This is a genomic window from Acinetobacter indicus CIP 110367, assembly GCF_000488255.1.
Taxonomy (GTDB): Bacteria; Pseudomonadota; Gammaproteobacteria; order Pseudomonadales; family Moraxellaceae; genus Acinetobacter; species Acinetobacter indicus.
On the sequence record NZ_KI530745.1, the window covers coordinates 120,261 to 141,503 of the forward strand.

The window sequence follows — 21,243 nt, forward strand, 5'->3', positions numbered from 1 at the left end:
CGGTTTTGGCTAGTCTTTGGGCCAGCGTTTTTGTAACGGCTTGGCCAGCCAGTGCGGATTTTTGGCAGAAAACTTGCCTTCATAATGCTGATAAATCGCGTCTAAATCCTGTTCATAATGCCCGGTCGGATGAAACACACCAAGAATATGAATGGTCTTATGCGCATAATCAAAAGAGAACATCACAATCGGAATTTGTGCGCCATAGGCAATATGATAAAAACCGCTGCGAATCTGCTCGGCCTGTTTGCGCGTGCCTTCCGGCGCCATGCCGACCCAGATCTGTTCACGTTGCCGGATAATTTCAATAATCTGCTGGGTATGGCCCTGCGGCGCATGGCGAATTACCGGCACCACCCCAATCCACTCCAGCAGCGGTTTTAACGGTGTATTAAATAGGGTATGTTTGCCAAAAATGGTGACTTTTAGCCCCAGTCCGAGCAAAGCAGCGAAGCCATGCCAGGCATCAATATTGGAGGTATGCGGGGATATAATTGCCACCGCTTTGGGAAGGTTGGGAAATTCGCCTTTCAGCTGCCAGCCTTGGGCCAAAAAGAGCGATTTAAAAAAGCCTCGACTCAGGGCGCTGCCGCGGCCAGGTACTTGATCAGGTAAAACAGGAAATTGCTTGGTCATTGTTTTTATGTATTATCCTACTGAAACTCAGCCAAGTTTTACAAAATATTGCGACTTTATTCAATGGGGAAGCAGAGCAAAAATACGCTTTTGTTTGAGCAGTTTTGCCTGGAGCCATCCGCTTGGCCTGAAATAAAAAGGAATGTCCGCTGCTATGCCGAATCTTTATCTGTTGCTGTTTTCCCTGTATTGGGCGCAAGGTCTGCCGGTGGGCTTTATGACCCATGCCTTGCCGGTGATCTTAAGGGCGCAAGGGGTATCGCTGGCGCATATTGGCGGTTTTGGCCTGTTAATGTTGCCCTGGTCGATTAAAATTTTCTGGGCGCCGTGGGTGGATCGCTTTGGCCGCAGCGCTCAGGGCCATTACCGTTCCTGGATTATTCCGACTCAGTTGCTGAGTGTCGTGGTGTTAATCGGGCTGTCATTTATCCCGATTCAGGCCCTGAATGAACCGCTGTATTTGTTTGGCTTTTTTTTCGGGCTGTTGCTGATGAATCTGGTTGGGGCCACGCAGGATATCGCCACCGATGGACTGGCGGTGAATATTTTAACTGGCCAGCAGCAGCACTGGGGCAATACCTTTCAGGTGATTGGTTCACGGCTGGGCTTTATTGTTGGTGGGGGCGCCATGCTCTGGGCTTTGGACTGGCTGCACTGGCAGGCCACGTTTCTGATGCTGGCGCTACTGGTATTTTTAAATACCTTGCCAATTTTACTGTATCGTGAACCGCAACATGCAGCCAAAACAGCGCAGAAGACCACGCCTTTTTCCTGGCAGGTCGTGCGCCAGTATCTGGGTTATTTTCGCCAGAGCCGCAGCTTGGCACTGTGGTTATGGGTGCTGCTCAGTTTTAAAATTGCCGATGGTCTGTCTGGCCCATTACTCAAACCGTTAATGGTCGATTTGGGCCTGAGCTTTTCCCAGATTGGTATTTATGTGACCATGCTGGGGGCGTTTGCCGCGTTACTGGGTGCAGGTGTGGCCGGCTTATTGCTCCGGGTGATGTCACGTGCTCGGGCTTTAGTGCTGTTTTCAGTGTTGAAAGTTCTGGCTTTAGCCGCCTATAGCTGGCTGGCCTATCAGTATGAACAGCAGCAGGCGGTAGCACTGTGGCTGATTTATCTGATTAATGCGCTGGAAGATGGTATTTCGGCGATGCTGCTGGTGGTGATGCTCACTTTGGTGATGCACTATAGCCGCAAACAGCTGGCCGGTACCGATTTTACTTTTCAGGTGGCGCTGATGGCTACCGTCAGTGGTGGGCTGTATAGCCTCAGCGGCATACTGGGCGATCAGCTTGGTTATGCACGCTATTTAATGATGATTAGCGGGATTGCGCTGCTGTGTCTGCTTCCGATTCTGGTCTGGGCCAGAAGCCTGCCCAAAGATGAGGCGGTTCAGCACAAATAAACCCTTAAAAAAGAAAAAAAGCGATCCTGGAGGGAATCGCTGGAGTCGTAACTAGTTTATTAAAAATAATGGCCTTCCACCTTGACCCACAGCCGTTTGCTGAATGAATAGTGGCTGTGCTGATGTTATACAGTGAGGAGGGCACTTTCTTGGAATTGACCCTGAATATGGGCAGGGAGTGGTGTGCGATCCCGATGACAAGCAGTGTAGTGGCTGTTTATGACATATTTAAGACAGATGCAGGCGCTGACGTGCAGACTGTCGAATTCCTGTTCAATCAACTCATAGATCGATGCTCCTGATCAGAAAGACTGACTTTTGAATATTCAGATCAGCTGCAGGCGCTTGAACAAAACTAAGAGCGCATTCTCGCTCTTTTAAGGGCGAGTTAGCTCTTTTTTAATGACATGGACTTTTTAGCATTTTTTTCTGACGTTGGTGTTCTTTGTTCTTCAATGTATTTTTTCACTACATCCAAACTTGTGCCACCACAGGATACAGCGCAGTAACTAGGCGACCAAAAGTGATTGCCCCATAGTTTTTCCTTAACTTCATCCCAAAATGAACGCCTTAAAACATAAGAACTTTTCCCTTTCAGTTTTCCAACTAGGTTGGAAACTGAGTGCTTTGGATGAACACTTACAAGCAGGTGGATGTGATCATCTTCACCATTAAACTCAATAAGCTCACAATCCATTTGCAAACAGGTTTCTTCCATAATCTCTTTTAGGGAGGAAAGCATGTCTTTTGTTAATACATCTCTTCTGTATTTTGTAACAAATACTAAATGAACAATGTTTTTATAAATGCATGATCTACCTGTTCTCCACTCGTACATCTTATCCTCATACTAGATTTACTTTAACCTTATTTTAAGCTAAAATAACCTCAACACCTAGAGGTTTTTCAATTGCTAACAGGCATCCAATTAAGAGCATACCCAACACAACATCAAAAGCTGATTTTAAGTCAGTGGATGGGTTGTGCTCGTTTCGTTTGGAATGCCAAATGCGATGAGGATAAATACTTTCGAGGATTTGCCCGTAAGTTTGCAACTTTTGATCACTATTATGAAACCCAAGATCAAAAATACGCTCACTTTAAATCAGATGAGATTAGTTCATGGCTTGCAAACTGCCCTAGTACAATACAAAAGAACTCAACCGTTAATTGGTACAACACACTCAAAAAATCTATTAAAGGTTTATGTGGGCGACCAAAACGTAAAAAGAAGACAGATAAAGGTTCGATTCATTTAACCTCTGATTTATTCGAGTTTCGCACGGAAAGAAATAAGCGCAAGCTATATATCGGTGGTAAAAAATTTAATATAGGCTCATTAAGTTTTAAGGCTCATGCTAACTTTAAAGAACCGAAATCCCTTTATATTCGCAAAGAGCGTGGTCAATATTTCGTTTCTTTCTGCTATGAAGATGGTGTTGAGATTCAAGAGTTTGACGGTAAGAAATTCGATGCTAAAAAATACGCCAAAAGACAGTTAGATCATTTGCAGGGCATGGACGAAGAACAACTACAAAAAATAGTGGTTGGTATAGATCGTGGTGTCACCATTCCTGTTCATGCAGGCTATGAAGAATTTGATTTCTCTAAAGAACAAAAGAATCATTTAACAAAAGCAGATCGCTACATTAAGCGACTGCAAAGAAAACTCGCTCGACAAGTAAAAGGCTCAAACCGAAGAGCTAAGACTAAACATCGAATTGCGGTGCATCACTCTAAGAAAGCCAATATTCGCAAGGACTTTGCTCATAAGACAAGTCATAGCCTAGTTAATGGTTTAGCTAAGGTATTTATCTTTGAAAAATTAAATACCAAGAGCATGACTAAAAAGCCTTTACCAAAGATCGATGAATCAGGTCGATTTATTCCTAATAAGGCTAAAGCCAAAGCAGGCTTAAACAAATCTATCCTGAACGTGGGTTGGCATAGAATTGCATCATTCCTAGCTTACAAAGCAGTTAAGCTAGGTAAAGCGGTATTTACCATCAATGCTTCTTATACAAGTCAAGAGTGCGCTTTATGCGGTCACACTCACCCCGACAATCGCAAAAGCCAAGACAAGTTTAAATGCGTGAGTTGTGGACACATTGACAATGCAGATCACAATGCATCAGTTGTTATTAAGAACAGGGCGATTAATTTAATTTTAGACAGTGGAACGCTGTTGGATGACAATCATTTGTCATCTAGTGGGCGCAGAGGTGTTCGTAAGACGACTAAGGGTGTTAAAGCCCTTTTTCGCAGTACCAATGAAGCGTCAAAAGAGATGTGTGCAACTTAGGTTGCACTACGGAAACTCGGTTGCTTTAGCTCCGAGTAGTTCATTAAGCAAGATACTCATCAGCTGGTTTGGTTTAGATATTCCATTTTTAGTGATGAATCCTGTGATCAACTCGTCAATGACAAGTGGCGTTGGCTAAATCACAACGTCAATCATGCTTCATGCTGGTGCAGCTAAAATTCGAGGCCAATCCATCCCGGTAGAAAACTTAACATACCTAGTAAGACCGCGAAAATTCCATGCTAAAGCTGAGCTAAAAAATCGGCCAGCGCCAGCAGAATCGCTGATCTACTTCTTCAATACCTCATGTTGTTGCCGGTTGATTCCAGCAGAGTGTCATCAGTTTTATAAGTCGCTGATCCAGCAGCCAGAAAACTGTTAGTACCGGACTTATAAAAAAGCATCACCATCGAACTGGAAACCAAGGTGGGTTTGGGCGGCAACGTCGTGATTGATCAGTACAACTTGATAAGTCGATGCACCGGACAAGTCATTATCAGGCCATCAGGCTGAATTATAACGCTCAAAAACCGCTCCAATCAGATACAAAAGCAATAAACAGTTGGAAGATTTGGTTTTGTCCTGCCGGCGCAGGTTACGGATGATCAAGGCTCTTTTGATGATGTGTTTTCAAGGTTGAAGAATGAAACGGAGTATTTTTGCAGCGACTGCACTTTTGAGTATGAATATGGCTTTTGCTGCCGAGGGCAGTCATTTTGACTGGAGCTATGCGGCACAGACTGCGCCGGATAAATGGAGCCAGTTAAAACCGGAATATCAGGCCTGCGCTGGCATGAATCAGGCGCCTATTAATATTGCCCAGACCACACCGGCGCAGTTGCCGCCGTTAAAACTGAACTATGCGGCCAAGGCTAAAACCATTGTGAATAACCAGCGCACGGTTCAGGTCAATTTTGAACAGGGGAATTATTTGGAACTGGACCAGAAAGTCTTTGAGCTCAAGCAGTTCCATTTGCATAGTCCAAGTGAAAACACCATTCAGGGGCAAAGTTTTGCGATGGAGATGCATCTGGTACATGCCACACCTGCGGGTGAACTGGCGGTGCTGGCAATTATGTTTCAGGAAGGTCAGGAAAATCCGAAGCTGAAACAGCTGTGGCAGGAATTACCGCAGCAACCCGGTGAGGCCATTATTTTAAACCATCAGGATGTAGCCGCGGCATTTTTACCGGAGCAACGGGATTATTATCATTTTAACGGCTCTTTAACCACGCCGCCGTGTACCGAAGGCGTGCGCTGGATTGTCTTCAAACAGATTCAGCAGGCCTCGAGACAGCAGATTCAGGCTTTTTCACAGCTGATGGAACATCCGAATAACCGGCCGGTACAGCCGACCAATGCGCGTCTGGTGCTGGAGTAATCGAATACGAAAAAAAAGCAGATCATCTGATCTGCTTCTTAATTTGGGATGTTTGGTCGTATGGATTAATGCAGGATTTTATCTAGGAACTGCTGGGCACGTTCACCGCGCTGGGTATTAAAGAATTCATCTTTGGTGCAGTCTTCGACAATTTTACCCTGATCCATAAAAATCACCCGGTTGGCGACCTGGCGGGCAAAGCCCATTTCATGGGTCACACACATCATGGTCATGCCTTCACGCGCCAGCTCGACCATTACGTCCAGTACTTCGGTAATCATTTCCGGGTCCAGCGCCGAGGTTGGTTCATCAAACAGCATGGCAATCGGGTCCATACTTAAGGCGCGGGCAATGGCAACCCGCTGCTGCTGCCCACCAGAGAGTTGCGCCGGAAACTTGTTGGCCTGTGAACTTAAACCAACCCGATCCAGATAGGCCAGCCCTTTCTGTTTGGCTTCAGTTTCCGAGCGGCCCAGTACTTTGATCTGGGCAATGGTCAGGTTTTCGGTAATGCTTAAATGCGGAAACAGCTCGAAATGCTGGAACACCATGCCAACACGGCTACGCAGTTGGTTCAGATTGGTTTTCGGATCGCTAATCGAAATCCCATCAACCAGAATCTGGCCTTTTTGAAACGGTTCCAGACCATTTACGGTTTTAATCAAGGTCGATTTTCCCGAACCCGATGGTCCACACACCACCACCACTTCTCCCTGACGAATCTGGGTGCTGCAATCGGTCAGGACCTGAAAATCCTTATACCATTTGCTGACATTCTGGAGGTCAATCATAATCTTGGGTTCGGTCATACCGTCAGCCTCCTTTGTAGTTTTTTCACTGCATAGGTGGCGATTAAACTCACGCTAAAATACACCAGCCCGGCAAATAGAATATATTGGGTCAGCAGCGCCATTAAATCGCCGCGGACATAATTGGTACGGAAGAAATCCAGCAGGCCAATGGCATAAACCATGGTGGAGTCCTGAAACAGGATGATGGTCTGCTGTAACAGCAGCGGGGTCATTTTGCGAAAGGCCTGCGGTAAGATAATCAGCCGCATCGACTGGCCATAAGTCATGCCCAGCGCATAGGCAGCCGCAGTCTGGCCTTTGGGAATGGACTGAATCCCGGCACGGACAATTTCAGAAAAGTAGGCCGCCTCAAATAGCATAAAGGCCACGATACTCGACACCAGTGCAGTATCAATGGTCAGGTAATTCCCGGTGAGGGCGGTGTAGAAAAATGGTACCGCAAAATAGAACCACATTAGCACCAGCAGCAAGGGAATCGAGCGGAACAGATTGACATAGCCTTGTGCAAACAGATTCAGTACGCGAATAGAAGACAGGCGCATTAACGCCAGCAGGGTGCCAATTAGAATACCGCCAATGGTCGCCATGACCAGCACTTTTAAGGTAATGGTAAAACCATGCCATAGCGCTGGCCCGGACAGTTGTAAATCATTTAAAAATGCAGTGAGCCATTCCATTATTTTTCTCCTGCAATCAGGCCGGGAACACGTAAACGTTTTTCCAGCAGGTTCATGCCCTGAATCAGGCAAATATTAATCACAATAAAAATAACGGTGACAATGGTATAAATTTCAATGGTGTTTTGCGTGTACTCACTGATGGTTTTCATTTGCGAGATAATTTCCGCCACCCCGACCAGAGAGGCGACCGAGGTGTTTTTAACGCAGTTGGTCAGCTCCGAGCTTAACGGCGGCAAAATAGTGCGAAATGACTGCGGTAAAATTACATAGCGATATAACTGTGCGGTACTAAAACCCATGGCATAACCGGCATTGATCTGTCCGCGTGGCAGGGCTTCAATACCGGTGCGCACCTGTTCACAGACCCGCGCTGCGGTAAACAGTCCCAGCCCGATACTGGCTGAAATCAGTGCCGAAGTATGCGCGCCTAGATCATTCATCCACCAGCTTTTGATGGGTGCTGGCAGGAAATTGGGCACCACATAGAACCAGATAAATAGCTGGATCAGCAGCGGTACATTACGGAAAATGGTGACATAGGCGGTGCCAATCGTGCGGGCGGTTTTGCTGGGCAGGGTTCGCATAATCCCCAAAATGCTGCCCAGTAGCATGGCAATACTCCAGGCCACAATGGCAATCACCAGCAGCCAGCCCAGCCCGGCGAGAATCCAGTGCAGATAGGTACTGTCGCCAATGCCGGTCGACTGAAACAGGACACCCCAGTTCCAACTATAATTCATACGTCCTCCTCAAAAACTCAGGTAAAGCATCCGTGTTTACCTGAGCCGGTTTATGTTGGAGTGTTACTGATCACGATCGTGCGGATTGGCAATCAGGTCTTTCAGCTGATCGGACATTTCAAAGTTCAGGTTGATGTTCTTCGGTGGAATTGGCTGCTGGAACCATTTGTTATACATCTGGTTGATTTCACCCGAGCTATAGGTGGCTTTAATGGCATCATCCACCACCTGTTTAAATTCAGTATCGCCTTTACGCAGCATACAGCCGTAAATTTCCTGAATTGGCGCCGTACCGACAATCACCCATTTGTCTGGATCGGTGGCTTTGGATTTTTCACCGGCCAGCAGAATATCATCCATCATAAAGGCAGCGGCGCGGCCACTTTGTAGCATCAGGAAGGATTCGGCATGGTCTTTGGCTGAAATAATTTCGCCAATACCGAGTTCTTTTTCATGCTGGCGGATATAACGTTCAGAAGTGGTACCGGCGGTGGTGACCAGTTTTTTGCCTTTTAAGTCAGCAAAATCCTGAATACCGGAATCTTTGGCCGTAAGTAAACGTGAACCTACCTGGAAGAAACCGACCGAGAAAGCCACTTGCTGCTGGCGTTCCTGATTGTTGGTGGTCGAGCCACACTCTAAATCGACCGTCCCGTTAGAGACCAGTGGAATCCGGTTCTGGCTGGTAACCAGGTTGTAGCGGATTTTCAGATCTGGCATCTCCAGTTTCTGTTTTAGCGCTTCCACCACTTTTAGTTGCAGGTCATGCGCATAACCGACCGGCTGATTTGGCGTATCGGCAATATAGGAGAAGGGAATGGATGAGTCACGATAACCCAGCACAATGGTGCCGGACTTTTTGATTTTCTCTAAGGTGCCTGAACTCGAGGCAGCGGCATTGGTGTTGCTATTGGCATCAGCTGGAGCTTTATTGTCACTACAAGCACTGAGGCCAAGCATGAATGCGCTGGCACAAAACAGGGAGGTGAGGGTGCGTTTAGAGGTCATGTACAAAAATCCTTTTGTATTGATTATTGGTCATTTGCTGTTATTCATGGCAATTCCAATCCTGGAACTGATTTATCAGGTAATGAAGCAAATGAGATTGTTTTAATTATCTCTGCACAACGGCATAGCTTCATCTTAAGCGAGATTTCCAGCATTGCTCAAGCGAAATTTTTAACCGTTTTGTTAATGATAAACCGTTATGAAATAACCACTTTTTAGATAAATAGCAGCAAAAAGCATGAATAAAATACAGCAGGAACTGTGCCAGTCTTGGGCCATTAAAGACCAAGATATGACCAAAGTTGAGATAAAACGGTTGGGCGAAGGTGGATGAACCGGCACAGAGATTTAAAACACGCGATTAATCTACCCGCAGGGTATTGATGGCTTCAGTCCAGTGACAGCTGTCACAACGCGGGCAGATCTGCTCGGCACTTTGCAAAAAATCGGTATAGCCACAGTATACGCAGGCGTAATGGGTATGCGGTTTGACTTCGGTAATTTCCTGACAGGCTTTGGGAAACAGGGGCAAACCGTAACGCACCTGATCATTGGAAAAAAACAGGATGCTAAACTTGCCATCATTTTCGAGTAAACCGACTCGTACCTGTCCCAGATGTTCGACCCCTTGCTGGCGCATTTCGGCAAAGAATTCATCGTGCGACATTTTACCGCGTTTAATCTTTTCTAAGACCAGCTCGCCATCTTCGACAATATACAGCGACTTGCCTTCCAGCAGATCTTCAAAGGGCTGGTATTTCATCATTAACCAGGTCACCAGACGATACAGGAAAATCACGATGCTCATGATTAGCAGGGCCTGAATCAGCGGCAGATCTTCGGTGAACATCGGGTCGCCGGCAATTGAACCCAGCGATAGAATAATCGCCAGTTCAAAAATTGACAGCTGGCGCACACCACGTTTTCCAGTCAGACGTAAAAAAATAATGATCATGCTGAACATGAGGATGGCACGCACGCTAATTTCAGCAGCAAAAGCCCAGGTGGTGTCATGAATAAAAATACTGGCCCAATCCATGTGAATGTCCTTTTTATAATCTGTTGGTCTTTGTTGATACTATGCATGAATTGCGGCGGCTGAATGTTTATAGTTGCGTAATAAACTGCAATGATTTGAGTGACTTGGTTAATTCAAAAAATTACCTGATCTGAAGCCATGTAATGTTAAGGCTTATTTGCTCAGGATTTTGCTTTGCTTCAGTTTTACTGAGATGAGTCAAAAAATACTTTCACATAAATCAGGTATAATTTCTCTTTTGCTTTATCTTCCCTATGCCTTTTGCGCTGAAAACTATGCCAAACATGGTGCTTGAAGTCTTACCACAGCATCAGAAGCTGAATCGTTTAATTGATGAGATTGAACAGCAGAAACAGTTATTGCTTGCATGGCAACATGCCCAAGATGACATTCGTGCCTATAGTCAAAAGGCGCTGATGCCTGCGTATCGTGAGTTATATAGCACTTTGTATGAACAGATGAAGACACTTTGGAATGGTCTAAGTAGTTATAGTTTCACGAAATCAAATACAGCATTGGTGGAAGATAAAATCCAAACTTTAGCGCGGTTACTACAAGGTTCACATTTGCTGAGTCAAAAGCAATTAGATGAAGTGGAAAAAATGCATGTCTATTATCAGCAGGCAGATGAATACAGCAAGAAAAAAAACAAGAAGAAAAATATAGACACTTTTGATGAGCCTGAAACTGAAACAGTCCAAGCCGATGATGTATTTGAAGATTGGAATAATGATCAATACCAACAAGCACGTGAGCAAGCCAAGTTAAAACGTCAGCAAGAAAAACAAGCGCAAGTTGAAAAGATGGTGAATCAATCACTCAAAACTGTGTATCTCAAGATTGCTTCCATCATTCACCCTGATCGTGAGCCCGATGAAGCTAAAAAAGAGGAAAAGACCGAGCTTTTACAACGTGCCAATGAAGCATACGAACAGGAAGATTTATTCTTTTTACTGAAACTTCAGCTTGAAGTTGAGCAAAGTAAAAACGGTTCAAACAAAGGTTTAAGCACAGAACAATTCAAGTTTTACCAACAGGCGTTAGAAGCACAAAGCCAGTCCTTAAAACAGCAGATGCAGGAATTGATTAACTCGCTTGTATGGTCAAATAAAGCCAAAATGGCGGTGCAAAAGTCCAAAGGGCAGCTCAATATTGAGCAGTTGTATAAACAGATTGATGCGGATGTGTCGAACGTGAAGCATCAGTTAAAAGCGGAGAAGCAACGGCTGAGTTTTATGGGGAAAGAGAGTGGGCTAGGGATGTTGTTGGAGCATGGGGTTTTGTAAAGAATATTGTTTTTTTGAACTAAGCAAAAAGTTTGTATGCTATTCATTATGCTAAAATATTACAGAAATTGAGATTAGCGTTGAAGTCAGTGAATGAGCAATTTAGATTTAAGCATTTATCAAACGAGTGAAAAATTATCGGCACAACAAAAAAAGTTTAATCGATTGCTTGAGAAAATTGAGCAATTACAAATGGTATTGGCGGACTGGCAACAAGCGCAAAAACAAGTTCAAGAGGATGCAAGAGATGAGCTATTACCTTTATATCGTCAGTGGCACCACGTTTTGTTCGCTCAATTAGAGACGCTTTGGCAATATAAAAATACGCATAAAATCGCAAAAACATATTTAGTGCGTTTAGATGAAAAAATTTCAATTTTAGCGAGTCAGCTGCTTAATAATCCGAATCTTTCTGAACAACAACATGAGTTGACGCTTATCATTGCTCAACATTATGAGCTGATAGAAGAAAGTGCTGATGCTGAAGAAGTCAGCTCTCATGTAAATGATCATTCGCATCAAGCGCATGATGCTGATGAAATGATGCAAAAACAAGCCATAAAAGAAATGATAGCAGACCAAATCGGGGTACCCGTAGCTTGGCTTGACTTTGATTTGGATCTCAATAATCTCGACGCGTTTATGGAAAAAGTAAAAGATAAATTAGATCGAGAAGAAGCAAATTTTATTCAAAATCAGCTTAATGAAGATGAGCGTGATGAATATCAAAAGTTTGCTGAAAAGGAAAAAAAGAAAATTCTAAAGAAGCAAACACAGCTTGAAGAAGCGAAAAAAATGGCAGGGCAATCTCTAAAAAGCATTTATTCAAAAATTGCTGCCTTAATTCACCCTGATCGAGAGCAAGATGAACAAAAGCGCATTGAAAAAACCGAATTATTACAGCAAGCAAATGCTGCATTAGAGGAAAAAGATTTGCTTACTCTTTTGAAATTGCGTGTTTTTACAGCGCAAGGTGATCAGGAACAGGCAACAAAAATCGCGAATGAGCATTTGAAATCTTATAATTTATTGTTGGAAGAGCAAATAGAGAAATTGCAATTTGAAATAGATGATATTATTTATTCGTTTGATTGGATCGGCTCTGGTTTTTACAAACAGCGTTTTAAACCTGTTGATTTGACAAAAAAATATCAACGCGATTTAGCAGATATTCAAGCAAAACTGTTAAGAGATGAAAAGCGTTTAAATGATTATAAGGATTTTGATTACTTAAAAATTTTACTGAAAAGCAGAGCATTTAGTTGGTCATTTGAGTAATTTTTAGCATTGATTGTCATTCAGAGCATCGTCATTTTGACGATGCTTTTTTATGCACTTTAACCCGCTGATTATTCGCCTTCGCCAAATCCATGCGCCACACCGCTACTGATGCAGAACACCTCATGTGGCAAATACTTCGCGTCAAGCGATTTATGAATCTTAAATTTCGTCGTCAGCATGTGATCAAACCTTATATTGTGGATTTTTACTGCCATGAAATTGGTTTGGTGATTGAGCTAGATGGTAGTCAGCATGGAACAGATGATGCAATTAAATATGATGTCGAACGGACGAAGTTTTTAGAGGCTTTGGATTTAACCATTATTCGTTATTGGAATCATGAGGGTTTGGGGCACGGATGCGGCGTTGGAGGATTTGTGGCGAGTATGTTTTGAATTAAAACATACCTCTCCCTAACCCTCTTCTACAAGGAGAGGGAACTCCATTGTGAAATTCATACAGGCATTAAATCAAATGACGCTCCCTCTCCCTATGGGAGAGGGTTGGGGTGAGGGCTATTGATTTATGAATTCAGATAGAAAAGGGTCATTCTTAACGTAATTTTTCCAAAAAGCAGAAAAGGGATAGTTCGGTTTAAGCGAGACTGTAAATTAAATTGTGTAATTGCCTGAATTTGCTATGTTCATATTCACAACGGAGTCAGGCAACATGATGAACGAACAAAAACTAAAAGACCTTGCAGCAGAATTTGCTAAAGGAATCAAAACAGAAGACGATCTCAATCAATTCACCCGATTGTTGACTAAACTCACTGTTGAAACGGCTCTCAATGCCGAACTTACCGAACATCTCGGACATGAAAAGAATGCTCGTAAGAACGGTTCAAATGCTCGTAACGGTTATTCCAGTAAGACCGTGCTGAGCGATGATGGTGAGATTGAGATCACCACACCACGAGATCGTGATGGCACATTTGAGCCACAGCTAATTAAAAAGAATCAGACTCGTATCACGCAAATGGATAACCAAATTCTATCCCTTTATGCCAAAGGCATGACTACCCGTGAAATCGTGGCTACTTTCAAAGAAATGTACGATGCTGATGTATCGCCAACGCTTATTTCCAAGGTGACTGATGCTGTTAAGGAGCAAGTCGCTGAATGGCAAAACCGTCCGCTGGATGCACTCTATCCCATCGTCTATATGGACTGTATTGTAGTTAAAGTCCGTCATAATGGCAGTGTTATCAACAAGGCTGTATTCCTTGCCTTAGGCATTAATCTTGATGGACAGAAAGAACTGCTCGGCATGTGGATGGCTGAGAATGAAGGTGCAAAGTTCTGGCTGAATGTCCTGACTGAGCTTAAAAACCGAGGGTTGCAGGATATTCTGATCGCCTGTGTGGATGGACTAAAAGGCTTTCCTGATGCCATTAACAGCGTATACCCGCAAACCCATATCCAGCTGTGCATTATCCATATGCTGCGTAACAGCTTGAAATACGTATCATGGAAAGATTACAAGGCCGTCACTCAGGATTTAAAAACCGTTTATCAGTCACCTACTGAAGAGGCAGCCTTGATGGCCTTGGATCAATTCGCCCAAACATGGGATGACAAGTACCCACAGATCAGCAAAAGCTGGCGTACACACTGGGAGAATCTAAATACCTTCTTTGCTTATCCAGCCGAGATACGCAAAGCCATCTATACCACCAATGCGATCGAATCATTAAACAGCGTAATACGTCAGGCGATCAAAAAGCGTAAAGTCTTTCCAACGGATGATTCTGTACGTAAAGTGATTTACCTGGCAATTGATGCAGCGTCTAAAAAGTGGAATATGCCTATTCGCGACTGGCGTTTAGCCATGAGCCGCTTTATTATTGAATTCGGTGACCGCTTAAGCAATCACCTTTAAATTTATGAAAAGCAATTACACAAAATTATTTACAGGCTCGTTTAAGCATATTACTTATTCTTTCTACTAGATCATCTTTTTCTCTTTGTATTAAGCGATTTAAGCCTTTTTTAAGTTCGAAACGTAAGTTTTGCAAATAAGCATGCTCTTCAAGAATTTTTTCTTTCAAATATTGATGGCTTATTTGTTGATTACCACTGTTTGCATTGTTATAGCATTGCTCTAATAAAGCTATGGTTTTATTTGTGAGTTCAAACAAATCAGAATCATTAGTTAATGTATTGGTTAAGATAATTTTTCCATTTGGAACACTTGGAGCTTCCAAAGAAATAGCAGTATCTACATTATGACTTTCTTCACAACAGTCGAGTAATTCCTTATGTCTTGAGCCTTTAATACCATTACAGTGAGAGCAAGCATAATAAAGATTATTCCAATCCGTTCTTAACTCTTCACTTTTATTAAGATGTGGTACAAAGTGTTCTACATTAACATTACCGAAATCCGCTTGTTCGCATAAATAACATTTAGACAAAAAATCTTTTTTCAATTGTTTAACTACAACTGGATCTGTGTAATCAGAATTTGTCCAATCTTCAGGTTTATCTGAACGTGTAACTTTAAACATCAAGATCTCCTAGTTCTTGATTATCTAATAAGTGATTTAGTGCTCTGAAATAAAAAGACTTTGACTCAACATCTATTTGTTTTACAAAAGGAGTAATATTTCTTAAAACATTCCTAAGTTTTTCATAACTATTTGGCTCATTATTTAAAATTTCAGCTATGGCTTTAATTTCTGATTCTAATTTTTCAGACTGTATTTCTACATGGAATAAACCTTTAATCACAGATTCATAAGAATAACGACTTAAATCTTCTTCAATAAGCTCATTAGTAGTTAGATCAAAAACAACAGTATTAGTATTTTGTGATGTTATGACAAAAGGTGAGTGTGTACTTACAATAAATTGAATGTTTGGAAATGCTTGTATTAAGAAAGGAAGTACCTTTTTTTGAAGTGTGATGTGGAGATGAACATCTATTTCATCTATTATTGCTATTCCTTTTAAATGTTCAGGTGCAATTTTTTGTATTTGTGCCCGCATCAATAAGTTTGCGTAAATATTAAAAATGGCTTTAAATCCAGAAGATAAATCATCAAGTGAAAAGGTTGTTCTACTTTGCTTAATTAGAACTCTATTCCCATTTTTTGTGAAGATTAATTCTGTGGTATTGTTCTCTAAAATCCATTTTAGATCATTCTCAACTTTTATAAACCATTTTTCAATTTCATTAATTTGCTTTATTTTAGTACCACTAGCTTTCCTGTGTTTGATTAATGATAAAAGCTCTAATTTTTGAAATAATAAATAAGCTTCAAGGGCACCCTCAATATCCGTCAATGATCCAGATTTTAAAAATTCATCATATGTTTTGAATTGATCTATTGAAATATCTTTTCTTGAAACACGAGAAGAGTCAAAAAAATAAATTGAATTTTTATCCCAAGAATGTAAAGCAACTTCAACTATTTTTTTATTTGCAATATATGAATCAATCATAGAGTTTAAATTTTTAACATAATTTTCAATATGTTCTGGCGCATAGTAATAAAAATATTTTTCATTTTTCTTCTCCAACTCTTTGGATATTTTTATAACTAATTTACCGTTTTCTGAACTTTTAATTTTATTTGAGTTGTTTTTAAAGTAATTATCTTTATTCTTATTGAAATTATCAAATTTCTTTTTTAACTGTTTTTTGAATTCTGCTATTTCTTTTGAAAAAATATATTCTACTTGAGTATGCATTTCACTATTTAATATATATTTTAGGTGTTCATTCTCACTTTTTTTAAACTCTAGGGCGGAATGAAAATTCATAATACCAAAATTAATTTCTGAAATTATTTTATCTCTTAGAGGTTTATTATCCGTATTAGAATTACCTTTTAGATTATCTGTTAAATGATTAAGAAATCTGGTTTTACCTGCACCATTATTACCTGTAATAATTAAGTTTTTACCTTCTAAAAAGAGTATTTTTTCATTAAAAAAGATGGTATGAATTGAGGACATTTTTCTAAAATAAAGGGCTGAATAATCAGCCCTTTATACTACAAATGTGATTAAATTAACAACACAATTAAAGCGCCGCAATCTGCTCCATATTCGCTTTAATCTTCGCTAACTGGTCAGCAAACTCAGCAAGTTTCACTTTCTCGCCTTCAACCACAGCAGCAGGTGCTTTTGCTACAAAACCTTCATTTGCAAGTTTAGTCGCAATTTGGTCATGCTGCTTTTGAACTTTGTCTAAGTCTTTTTGTAGGCGACCTAATTCTGCTTTCGGGTCAATTAAGCCCTTCATTGGAACAAATACAGATACATGACCCACTACAGATGAAGAAGACAATGGCGGTTGTTCAGCATCTGCAAGGAAAGTAATGCTTTCAACTTTCGCCAATGCTTTAAACAACGGTTCAATACGTGCGATTTGTGCTTTTTCCGCATCAGTCGTGTTTTGAAGAAGAACAGGCAACAAACGCGCATTACCTAGGCCCATTTCACCACGGATGTTACGTACCGCACCAATCAAACCTTGCAGCCATTGCATATCTGCTTCAGCTTGTTCATTCACTAATGCTTGGTCAGCAACAGGGTACTGTGTGAGCATAATCGTTTCGCCAGAAATGTTGAGTTTCGGCGCAAGTGTTTGCCAGATTTCTTCTGTTAAGTAAGGCATCAACGGATGTGCCAAACGTAAAGAGGCTTCCATTACAGAAAGAAGCACACGACGCACTTCAGCTTTACGTTCAACCGATACGTTTTCGTCATTCAGAACCGGTTTCGTCAGCTCGACATACCAGTCACAGTATTCATTCCAAATGAACTCGTAAATCGCTTGTGCAGCCAAGTCTAAACGATAGGTCGCAAAGGCTTGTTGAACCGCAGCTTCCGCTTTTTGTAGACGGCTGACAATCCACTGCTCAGGCAATTCCCAAAGGTCTTGACGAACGTCTTGACCAATTACTTGATCTTCGCAGTTCATCATTACGAAACGGGTTGCGTTCCAGATTTTGTTGGCGAAGTTACGGTAACCTTCAACACGCTTCATGTCGAACTTGATGTCACGACCGGTGTTGGCAAGCGCACAGAATGTGAAACGAACCGCATCTGTACCGTAAGACTGAATCCCTTCAGGGAATTCTTTACGGGTCGATTTTTCAATCTTCGCCGCTTGTTTCGGGTTCATCAAACCTGTGGTACGTTTTTGTACTAAAGTTTCAAGATCAACACCATCAATCAAATCTAATGGGTCAAGCACGTTACCTTTAGATTTAGACATCTTCTGACCTTCGCCATCACGTACCAAACCGTGTACATACACAGTTTTGAATGGTACTTGTGGCGTGCCATCTTCATTTTTCATGAAGTGCATCGTAAGCATGATCATACGAGCAACCCAGAAGAAGATGATGTCGAAACCTGTCACCAATACATCAGTCGGGTGGAAAGTATTTAAGAAATAGTTTTCTTTGTCTTTCGCTTCGTCACCTGTCCAACCTAAAGTTGAGAATGTCCAAAGACCAGAAGAGAACCATGTATCCAATACGTCTTCGTCTTGGTTCAATTCAACTTCAGGGGCAATACCGTTTTTCGCACGAACTTCTTCTTCGTTACGACCCACGTAAACATTACCTTCTGCATCGTACCAAGCAGGGATACGGTGACCCCACCACAATTGACGCGAGATACACCAGTCTTGAATATTATTCATCCACGCCATATACATGTTGCTGTACTGCTCAGGCACGAATTTGATACGACCGTCTTGAACCGCTTCAATCGCAGGTTTCGCAAGCGGTGCAATTTTTACATACCATTGATCCGTCAATAACGGTTCAACGATGACACCTGAACGGTCACCGCGAGGTGGTTTCAAGGTGTATGGTTGAATTTGGTCTAACCAGCCTTCAGCTTCTGCTTGTTCGACTAACTTTTTACGTGCTTCAAAACGCTCTAAACCAATGTAGTCTGCAGGGGCAGGAATGGTTTTAGAAATTTGCTCGCCCGCTTTCGCGATGTATTCAAACTCAGCCAACACTTCAGCATTTTTGTTGAAGATGTTGATGATTGGCAACTCGCAGCGTTTACCTACTTCATAGTCATTGAAGTCGTGGGCAGGGGTGATTTTTACACAGCCTGTACCGAATTCTTTGTCGACATATTCATCTTTAACGATTGGAACAGCACGACCAGTGATTGGTAGGATTAGGTTTTGACCAACTAAGTGTGCATAGCGTTCGTCATCTAGAGCAACAGCAACTGCGGTATCACCTAATAAGGTTTCAGGACGCGTGGTTGCAACCACGATGTGATCTTTACCATCATGGGTACGAAGTGACTTATCTTCAAAGAAATATTTGAAGTGCCACAGTGAACCTGCTTCTTCTTTATCAGACTCAACTTCTAAGTCAGATAGGGCAGTTTGTAATTTTGGATCCCAGTTTACAAGGCGTTTACCGCGGTAAATCAAGCCTTCTTCGTGAAGTTTTACAAACACTTCTTTCACTGCGTTTGATAAACCTTCATCCATGGTGAAGCGTTCACGTGACCAGTCGACAGAAGAACCGAGGCGACGGATTTGACGGGTAATGTTACCGCCAGATTGTTCTTTCCATTCCCATACTTTTTCGATGAACTTTTCACGGCCCAAGTCATGACGGCTAATGCCTTGCGCACCGAGCTGACGCTCTACCACCATTTGCGTTGCAATACCTGCGTGGTCGGTACCCGGTTGCCATAAGGTATTTTTACCTGACATACGGTTATAACGGGTTAATGCATCCATGATGGCATTGTTAAAACCATGACCCATGTGCAAGCTACCGGTGACGTTTGGTGGCGGAATCATGATACAGAAAGACTCGCCTTTTTCAGACGGCTTGAAGTAACCGCGCTCTTCCCACGTTTGGTACCATTTTTTCTCGATCTCGGTCGGATCGTAAGTTGTAGCAATATTTTGCGCTGAATCAGTCATAGTTCGAACAGATCAAAAGTAGATAAAAAATTGCATCTATTGTAGCAAAAAAAATGGCGACTTAGGCAGCCTGAATCATTGGCTTGTTTAAGCAATTGGCATCTGCACTTACTCGTCGTATGATGTAGGCAAATAACAATGCGCAAAGTTCGCAGAACAACGACGAAAAAAAGCGAGAACAACAATGACCTATTCAATCGCACTAAAATTAAGCCCAGCTACCTATCAGCGTTTTCAGCAGTTACATCAACAGTTTAACCAGGGTAATCCGCACAGTCTGGCCAAGCCTTTAGGCGAGGTGCTGTCACATATTTCCTGTGAAATTGTCGATCAGGTGTTTGGTGAAATTGCCCGGACCAGCAGCTCGCCCGACCGTGAATCGGAAAAGATTGTGCAGCAGGTGATGGATACCGTGCAAAAATATATGCCATGGTCGGTGTCATTTTTTGGCAATGACCGTCTGGTGCCGATGGTGAATTATCTGCAACAGAAAACCTATGAAAAAGAGGGGCAGGCCTATGTGGCCTATCCGGTCGATAATGTGCTGATTAAAGAAACCTTGGGTTGTGTCGAACAAATCCGGCAGGGCAATAGTGCCTATATCCAGCCAGCCTTTCGGGCTTTTACCCAGATTGTCGATCAGGGCGTGACCAGTCTGGTCCGCGAGCCAAAGAAAATGCTGAAGTTTAATTTTATGGTCGATAAAACCCTGACCGGGGTGATTCAGCTGACCACCCAGCTTGGCTATAAGCGGCTGGAAAAACTCGGCACCCAGTTTGATACCCGCATAACGGAACAGTATTTCAATCATTTTCTGGGCTTTGTGGGCAATGACCCGCAGCCAGAGCGCGGTTACACTGATATTCATCACAACAAATGAACGTATAGAGGGACAGATTCATGGCCAAGCAGGATTTAACAGGAAAAGTGGTGTGGATTACCGGGGCATCTTCCGGATTGGGCAAAGCCTTGGCCAAAGAATGTGCCTTGCAAGGTGCCGACGTCATTCTGACCGCACGCCGTTATGAAGAACTGGAAAAGGTGCGCGTGACTTTACTGAACCCGGAACGTCATGTGTCAGTTTGTGCCGATATTACCGATGAATCACAGGTACGGCATGCTTATGCGCAGGTGTTAGCGGCCAAAGGCCGGATAGACTGGCTGATTAACAATGCCGGTCTTAGCCAGCGCGCGCTGATTCAGGACACCACCATGCAGACAGAACGTGCCATTATGGAAGTCGATTATTTCTCGCAGGTGTTCCTGACCAAAACCGTGTTACCGACCTTTATTGCCCAGAAATCGGGACGGATTGCATTTGTCTCTAGTGTCGCCGGTTTGCTCGGCACCCAGTATCGTGCCTCTTATTCGGCGGCCAAAGCCGCAATTCATATGTGGGCCAACAGTTTGCGTGCGGAAGTGGCGCAAGATGGCGTCGAGGTTTCGGTAATTTTCCCGGGCTTTGTCAAAACCAATGTATCTTTTAATGCCTTAAATGGCGAAGGCAAACCGCAGGGCCATCAGGATGAAGCGATTGAAAACGGTCTGGAGCCGGACCTGTTTGCCCAGAGCACGGTCAGTGCCTTGCTGGCGGGTGAGGAATATATTGTGGTCGGTGGCGCCAAGGAAAAACTGGGGGTTTGGGTGTCGCGTCTGTCGCCAAGTACGCTGTATAAAATGATCCGTAAAATGAAGGTGAAGTAATACGTTCCAGAGCATTTGACGAGATGAAGACAGATCAGG

General features: G+C 42.8%; 18 protein-coding genes and 1 pseudogene. 9 read left to right on the plus strand and 10 right to left on the minus strand.

Translation table 11 applies throughout. The features are described 5' to 3' along the window. Positions 1–9: 9 nt before the first annotated feature. Entirely contained in the window at positions 10–636 is a 627-nt protein-coding gene (locus P253_RS00615; RefSeq protein ID WP_005176034.1) for a 1-acyl-sn-glycerol-3-phosphate acyltransferase, read from the minus strand. A gap of 154 nt (positions 637–790) precedes the next feature. On the opposite strand from P253_RS00615, the gene P253_RS00620 reads away from it, so the two are divergent. After that, positions 791–2,047 carry an MFS transporter gene (locus P253_RS00620; protein ID WP_016659879.1) on the plus strand — a complete coding sequence of 419 codons (1,257 nt, stop codon included), beginning with the start codon at positions 791–793 and terminating at the stop codon, positions 2,045–2,047. A 388-nt stretch (positions 2,048–2,435) separates the two neighbouring features. On the opposite strand, the gene tnpA is transcribed toward P253_RS00620, so the two are convergent. Then, positions 2,436–2,885 (minus strand): IS200/IS605 family transposase, encoded by a 450-nt coding sequence (gene tnpA / locus P253_RS00630; RefSeq protein ID WP_016658435.1) that lies wholly within the window; start codon positions 2,883–2,885, stop codon positions 2,436–2,438. A gap of 72 nt (positions 2,886–2,957) precedes the next feature. On the opposite strand from tnpA, the gene P253_RS00635 reads away from it, so the two are divergent. After that, a complete protein-coding gene (locus tag P253_RS00635; protein WP_016658436.1) occupies positions 2,958–4,349 on the plus strand; it encodes an RNA-guided endonuclease InsQ/TnpB family protein in 1,392 nt (463 codons plus the stop codon). Positions 4,350–4,992: 643 nt separating this feature from the next. After that, positions 4,993–5,730 carry a carbonic anhydrase gene (locus P253_RS00640; protein WP_016659880.1) on the plus strand — a complete coding sequence of 246 codons (738 nt, stop codon included), beginning with the start codon at positions 4,993–4,995 and terminating at the stop codon, positions 5,728–5,730. A gap of 65 nt (positions 5,731–5,795) precedes the next feature. Here the strand turns inward: P253_RS00640 and P253_RS00645 are convergent, their stop codons facing one another. The 5 genes from P253_RS00645 to P253_RS00665 all read right to left on the minus strand — a co-directional run bounded on the left by P253_RS00645 (position 5,796) and on the right by P253_RS00665 (position 10,009). Then, the gene (locus tag P253_RS00645; protein ID WP_171066734.1) at positions 5,796–6,521 is read right to left on the minus strand and encodes an amino acid ABC transporter ATP-binding protein; all 726 of its coding nucleotides are present in this window, start codon (positions 6,519–6,521) and stop codon (positions 5,796–5,798) included. A 14-nt stretch (positions 6,522–6,535) separates the two neighbouring features. Further along, on the minus strand, positions 6,536–7,219 hold the full coding sequence (locus P253_RS00650; protein ID WP_005176046.1) for an ABC transporter permease subunit: 684 nt from the start codon (positions 7,217–7,219) through the stop codon (positions 6,536–6,538). After that, the gene (locus P253_RS00655; protein ID WP_005176049.1) at positions 7,219–7,962 is read right to left on the minus strand and encodes an amino acid ABC transporter permease; all 744 of its coding nucleotides are present in this window, start codon (positions 7,960–7,962) and stop codon (positions 7,219–7,221) included. The genes P253_RS00650 and P253_RS00655 overlap by 1 nt, the downstream gene beginning before the upstream one ends. Positions 7,963–8,025: 63 nt before the next feature. Continuing rightward, entirely contained in the window at positions 8,026–8,970 is a 945-nt protein-coding gene (locus P253_RS00660) for a transporter substrate-binding domain-containing protein (RefSeq protein WP_016659882.1), read from the minus strand. Between the two features lie 361 nt (positions 8,971–9,331). After that, the gene (locus P253_RS00665; protein WP_016659883.1) at positions 9,332–10,009 is read right to left on the minus strand and encodes a DUF421 domain-containing protein; all 678 of its coding nucleotides are present in this window, start codon (positions 10,007–10,009) and stop codon (positions 9,332–9,334) included. A gap of 254 nt (positions 10,010–10,263) precedes the next feature. Here P253_RS00665 and P253_RS00670 point away from each other — a divergent pair, with 254 nt between their 5' ends. From P253_RS00670 to P253_RS00685, 4 genes and pseudogenes are all read left to right on the plus strand, one after another. Then, a complete protein-coding gene (locus P253_RS00670; RefSeq protein WP_016659884.1) occupies positions 10,264–11,295 on the plus strand; it encodes a J domain-containing protein in 1,032 nt (343 codons plus the stop codon). Positions 11,296–11,388: 93 nt separating this feature from the next. Then, positions 11,389–12,573, plus strand: coding sequence for a hypothetical protein (locus P253_RS00675; protein WP_016659885.1), 1,185 nt, complete (start codon positions 11,389–11,391; stop codon positions 12,571–12,573). Positions 12,574–12,665: 92 nt separating this feature from the next. Next, a pseudogene (locus P253_RS00680) lies at positions 12,666–12,993 on the plus strand (endonuclease domain-containing protein). Between the two features lie 255 nt (positions 12,994–13,248). Next, the gene (locus tag P253_RS00685; protein WP_031974690.1) at positions 13,249–14,457 is read left to right on the plus strand and encodes an IS256 family transposase; all 1,209 of its coding nucleotides are present in this window, start codon (positions 13,249–13,251) and stop codon (positions 14,455–14,457) included. A gap of 25 nt (positions 14,458–14,482) precedes the next feature. On the opposite strand, the gene P253_RS00690 is transcribed toward P253_RS00685, so the two are convergent. The 3 genes from P253_RS00690 to P253_RS00700 all read right to left on the minus strand — a co-directional run bounded on the left by P253_RS00690 (position 14,483) and on the right by P253_RS00700 (position 19,500). Continuing rightward, a complete protein-coding gene (locus P253_RS00690; RefSeq protein WP_016659887.1) occupies positions 14,483–15,085 on the minus strand; it encodes an HNH endonuclease in 603 nt (200 codons plus the stop codon). Continuing rightward, the gene (locus P253_RS00695) at positions 15,078–16,538 is read right to left on the minus strand and encodes an AAA family ATPase (protein ID WP_016659888.1); all 1,461 of its coding nucleotides are present in this window, start codon (positions 16,536–16,538) and stop codon (positions 15,078–15,080) included. The genes P253_RS00690 and P253_RS00695 overlap by 8 nt, the downstream gene beginning before the upstream one ends. Positions 16,539–16,605: 67 nt before the next feature. Next, positions 16,606–19,500 carry a valine--tRNA ligase gene (locus P253_RS00700; RefSeq protein ID WP_016659889.1) on the minus strand — a complete coding sequence of 965 codons (2,895 nt, stop codon included), beginning with the start codon at positions 19,498–19,500 and terminating at the stop codon, positions 16,606–16,608. Positions 19,501–19,684: 184 nt separating this feature from the next. Here P253_RS00700 and P253_RS00705 point away from each other — a divergent pair, with 184 nt between their 5' ends. Both P253_RS00705 and P253_RS00710 read left to right on the plus strand, forming a co-directional pair. Beyond that, on the plus strand, positions 19,685–20,380 hold the full coding sequence (locus P253_RS00705) for a hypothetical protein (RefSeq protein WP_005176074.1): 696 nt from the start codon (positions 19,685–19,687) through the stop codon (positions 20,378–20,380). A gap of 20 nt (positions 20,381–20,400) precedes the next feature. Then, positions 20,401–21,204 carry an SDR family NAD(P)-dependent oxidoreductase gene (locus P253_RS00710; protein ID WP_016659890.1) on the plus strand — a complete coding sequence of 268 codons (804 nt, stop codon included), beginning with the start codon at positions 20,401–20,403 and terminating at the stop codon, positions 21,202–21,204. The last annotated feature ends 39 nt before the right edge of the window (positions 21,205–21,243 follow it).

What these genes read in the sequence shown, in the direction of transcription:
- P253_RS00700 (WP_016659889.1), bottom strand. Translation starts at nt 19,500, where the DNA reads ATGACTGATTCAGCGCAAAATATTGCTACAACTTACGATCCGACCGAG.
- P253_RS00615 (WP_005176034.1), bottom strand. Translation starts at nt 636, where the DNA reads ATGACCAAGCAATTTCCTGTTTTACCTGATCAAGTACCTGGCCGCGGC.
- P253_RS00665 (WP_016659883.1), bottom strand. Translation starts at nt 10,009, where the DNA reads ATGGATTGGGCCAGTATTTTTATTCATGACACCACCTGGGCTTTTGCT.
- P253_RS00645 (WP_171066734.1), bottom strand. Translation starts at nt 6,521, where the DNA reads ATGATTGACCTCCAGAATGTCAGCAAATGGTATAAGGATTTTCAGGTC.
- P253_RS00710 (WP_016659890.1), top strand. Translation starts at nt 20,401, where the DNA reads ATGGCCAAGCAGGATTTAACAGGAAAAGTGGTGTGGATTACCGGGGCA.
- P253_RS00695 (WP_016659888.1), bottom strand. Translation starts at nt 16,538, where the DNA reads ATGTCCTCAATTCATACCATCTTTTTTAATGAAAAAATACTCTTTTTA.
- P253_RS00655 (WP_005176049.1), bottom strand. Translation starts at nt 7,962, where the DNA reads ATGAATTATAGTTGGAACTGGGGTGTCCTGTTTCAGTCGACCGGCATT.
- tnpA (WP_016658435.1), bottom strand. Translation starts at nt 2,885, where the DNA reads ATGTACGAGTGGAGAACAGGTAGATCATGCATTTATAAAAACATTGTT.
- P253_RS00650 (WP_005176046.1), bottom strand. Translation starts at nt 7,219, where the DNA reads ATGGAATGGCTCACTGCATTTTTAAATGATTTACAACTGTCCGGGCCA.
- P253_RS00670 (WP_016659884.1), top strand. Translation starts at nt 10,264, where the DNA reads ATGCCTTTTGCGCTGAAAACTATGCCAAACATGGTGCTTGAAGTCTTA.
- P253_RS00685 (WP_031974690.1), top strand. Translation starts at nt 13,249, where the DNA reads ATGAACGAACAAAAACTAAAAGACCTTGCAGCAGAATTTGCTAAAGGA.
- P253_RS00620 (WP_016659879.1), top strand. Translation starts at nt 791, where the DNA reads ATGCCGAATCTTTATCTGTTGCTGTTTTCCCTGTATTGGGCGCAAGGT.
- P253_RS00660 (WP_016659882.1), bottom strand. Translation starts at nt 8,970, where the DNA reads ATGACCTCTAAACGCACCCTCACCTCCCTGTTTTGTGCCAGCGCATTC.
- P253_RS00640 (WP_016659880.1), top strand. Translation starts at nt 4,993, where the DNA reads ATGAAACGGAGTATTTTTGCAGCGACTGCACTTTTGAGTATGAATATG.
- P253_RS00690 (WP_016659887.1), bottom strand. Translation starts at nt 15,085, where the DNA reads ATGTTTAAAGTTACACGTTCAGATAAACCTGAAGATTGGACAAATTCT.
- P253_RS00705 (WP_005176074.1), top strand. Translation starts at nt 19,685, where the DNA reads ATGACCTATTCAATCGCACTAAAATTAAGCCCAGCTACCTATCAGCGT.
- P253_RS00675 (WP_016659885.1), top strand. Translation starts at nt 11,389, where the DNA reads ATGAGCAATTTAGATTTAAGCATTTATCAAACGAGTGAAAAATTATCG.